At 54.1% G+C, this 3,229-nt stretch carries 3 protein-coding genes and 1 pseudogene; 3 read left to right on the top strand and 1 reads right to left on the bottom strand.

Features of this window, described 5'->3' with window-relative positions:
* Nucleotides 1–268 (bottom strand): annotated as a pseudogene (locus ACIQ2T_RS12760) (alpha/beta hydrolase); the annotation flags it as partial.
* Nucleotides 269–430: 162 nt separating this feature from the next.
* Between ACIQ2T_RS12760 and ACIQ2T_RS12765 the strand changes: the two are divergent.
* From ACIQ2T_RS12765 to ACIQ2T_RS12775, 3 genes are all read left to right on the top strand, one after another.
* On the top strand, nucleotides 431–1,132 hold the full coding sequence (locus tag ACIQ2T_RS12765) for a DUF1013 domain-containing protein (protein WP_315470316.1): 702 nt from the start codon (nucleotides 431–433) through the stop codon (nucleotides 1,130–1,132).
* Between the two features lie 49 nt (nucleotides 1,133–1,181).
* Nucleotides 1,182–2,282, top strand: coding sequence for an MBL fold metallo-hydrolase (locus ACIQ2T_RS12770; protein WP_397591134.1), 1,101 nt, complete (start codon nucleotides 1,182–1,184; stop codon nucleotides 2,280–2,282).
* A gap of 1 nt (nucleotide 2,283) precedes the next feature.
* The coding region (locus ACIQ2T_RS12775) for an AMP-binding protein (protein WP_397591135.1) at nucleotides 2,284–3,229 on the top strand (946 nt) is incomplete at its 3' end.

Here is a 3,229-nt window from a genome sequence, read left to right on the forward strand (position 1 = left end):
AATCCTTACCGAGAATTTTGACCCATGGCTCCCATGTGTGCAACGATGCATTTGAACCGTGAATGAGGACGAGAACGCGGCCATCGGCTTTGCCTTCATCGCGATAATGCACACGCAGGCCAGGCTCCAATTCCGCAAAGCGCGACGCAGTGCTGCTATATTTGCTTTCCATCTGCGCGGCATCTGTGTCGGGCGCATAACCCCAGACAAAGATTCCGGCGACGGCAGCGAGCAACAGTATAACAAGCCATTTGATTAGACGTTTCATATCTTCCCCCAAAACTCTTACTCGGGAATGCACATGTGGCGGTAAGCGCGCAAGTCCCAATACGCATTGCCGCTTGCCGATGCAGCAAAGTTCGCCTAACAAAGCACCCAAGACATTCAGGCCGTTCCGTAAGGGGCGGCCCTTATTATTGGAGCAAATGACATGGCCACCCCTTTGATGCCACATGCGACCGCCGCTTGGCTGGTCGACAACACAGGTTTGAGCTTCTCACAAATTGCTGACTTTTGCGGAATTCATATCCTCGAAGTGCAGGCGATGGCCGACGACATGACTGGCTCGAAATATACGGGTCGAGATCCCGTGCACGCCGGTGAATTGGCGATGGACGAAATCGAAAAGGGACAGGCTGATGAGGATTATGTTCTCAAAATGTCGAAGGGTCCGGATCAGGTCCGTCGCACAAAAGGCCCCCGTTATACGCCAGTATCAAAGCGTCAGGACAAGCCAGACGGTATCGCGTGGCTTCTGCGCAACCATCCTGAAATTTCGGATGGCGCAATCTGCAAGTTGATCGGTACGACGCGCAATACGATTGCGGCCATTCGTGAGCGCAGCCACTGGAACATTGCAGAAATTCAGGCGAAAGATCCGGTCACGCTTGGCCTGACTTCGCAGCGTGAGCTTGACGCCATTGTTAACCGTGCCGCGAAGAAGGCTGGTATCGATAACACTGCCGCGAATGATGCACGTCTTGGAACAGATCGCGATGCGTTGATCGAAGAACTTCGCGCTGAGCGTACTGAGGCTGCACGTCGCGCCGAAGCTGCGTTGAACGGTGAAGACGAAAATGCGGGCAAGGCAGAACTGACCGCCGACACTTTATTCAAAAAAGCAGGCGAATAATTGTCACGCCATCATTGCCTTAATCGCTTGATTAAGGCACGGCGGGGGGATGGCATCTAACACACCCCCCGCGTATGACGCGTCGCTAGCCGACCACGGATTTGAAGCAAAAGAGCTAAAAGGGCTCTCATATCCTTTGGGTGAGCATGCCCCGCAATATGGTGAAATATACCCGATTGCGCCCGACATGGGCTGGACGCGCATGCCGGTTCCGGGCAATTTAGCACATATCAATCTATGGCTGCTGGACGAAGCCGATGGCGGATATGCCTTGGCGGATACCGGTTTGTTCTTGCCGCCAACCATCGAAATGTGGAAGGCGATGTTTGCAGGCGCGTTGGCTGACCGAGAGCTAAAGCGAATCTTTGTGACGCACTTCCACCCCGATCATGTCGGTTGTGCTGGCTGGTTGGCAAACAAGTTCAAGGTTCCAATCTGGATGAACCGAACCGAATGGTTGATGGCGCGGATGTTGATCGCTGAACAGCTAGAGCATCCTCCAGAAGACGTCATCAGCAACCGGCGATTCTCAGGCTATGACGAACAGCGTATCGACACGATGCGTCAAGCTGGCTGGGGCGGTTTTGCGCGCGCAGTGTCGCGGCTGCCTACTGGACATGTGCGCATGGACGATGGGCAAGTCATTCGGGTCGGTCAACGCGATTGGACGGTAATGACGGGTGGTGGGCACACGCCCGAACATGCGAGCCTTGTGGACTTTACCAACAATATGATCATCGCGGGTGACCAGATTTTGCCGCGCATTACATCCAATGTGTCGGTCATGGATAGCGAGCCGGAGGCCGACCCGCTGGGTGAATGGCTGGCATCGATTGCGAAATTCCGGGAGGCGTTGCCTGCAGATATGCTCGTTTTACCAGCGCATGGGGAACCTTTTACGGGCGTGCATGTCCGATTGGACAAGCTTGCATCTGGACATCACGAGAGACTTGACCGACTTGAGTTGGAACTGCGTACAACCGAAATGCGCGCCGTCGATACGTTCACTCTCTTATTCGAACGCGAAATTGACGATACTGTTTACGGACTCGCGACAGGCGAGGCGCAAGCACATTTGCGGCATTTGCATTTTGCGGGACGGATAAAATGTGAAATCCGCGATGGCGTTGGCTGGTATCACGCGGCATGATGTGGGCATGACGCAGAGTATCTGGAACCGTAATTACCTGCATCCCGTCAAATGGGATCAGCAATTTCCCGCATTGGCGCTGCACGACATGTTTTTCCAATCGGCAGAACGCATGGGCCGTGCGGCGATGGCAGATTTCATGGGCCGCAAATACAGTTATGCCGAAATGGCAGCAACTGTCCGGCGGGTTGCGCGCGGACTGCAAGACAAAGGCATTGGCAAGGGCGACCAAATTGGCCTCTTCCTGCCCAATGTGCCGCAATATATCGCGGCGTATTACGGGGCGCTGGCCGCAGGGGCGACGGTGGTCAATTTCTCACCGCTATACACAGTTGACGAACTGGCACATCAGGTAGCCGACAGCGGCACGTCGATCCTGATCACGGTGTCGGCGGCTGCTTTGCTGCCTACCGCCATGAAGGTGTTAGACAATAGCAGCCTTAAAGAACTTATTGTCGGAAGCATATCTGAAGCCCTGCCAAAGGCCAAAGGCTGGGCATACCGTTTGTTCAAACGGAACGAAATTGCCGCGCTTCCTTCGGACAGCCGCGTTTCGTACTATGCGGAACTGATAGCCAATATTGGCGATTATGCGGTTCAACCTTGCATGCCCGAAAAAGACATTGCGCAGTTGCAATATACGGGCGGAACCACGGGCACGCCGAAAGGCGCCATGCTAAGCCATCAAAATATCACCGCCAACGCTCGGCAAATCAACATGCTTGATCCCCATAGCCGAAACAATCAGCCTAACGAACCATTGGACGACCGTATCTTAGGTGTGCTGCCTTTTTTCCATGTTTTCGCAAATGCGACTGTTTTGAACCGTACAGTTGAAAACGGCGGCGAAATTGTAATGCTTCCCCGATTTGAGGCAAAAGCTGCTTTGGCGGCTATCACGCGGACTAAGGTGACATCACTTCCGGGCGTGCCAACGATGTATCAGG

It is taken from the genome of Sphingorhabdus sp. (assembly GCF_044357595.1).
In the GTDB taxonomy this organism is placed as follows: domain Bacteria; phylum Pseudomonadota; class Alphaproteobacteria; order Sphingomonadales; family Sphingomonadaceae; genus Sphingorhabdus_B.

Excerpts from the sequence above, each read along its gene's own strand:
- ACIQ2T_RS12765 (WP_315470316.1), top strand. The coding sequence starts at position 431 with ATGGCCACCCCTTTGATGCCACATGCGACCGCCGCTTGGCTGGTCGAC.
- ACIQ2T_RS12770 (WP_397591134.1), top strand. The coding sequence starts at position 1,182 with ATGGCATCTAACACACCCCCCGCGTATGACGCGTCGCTAGCCGACCAC.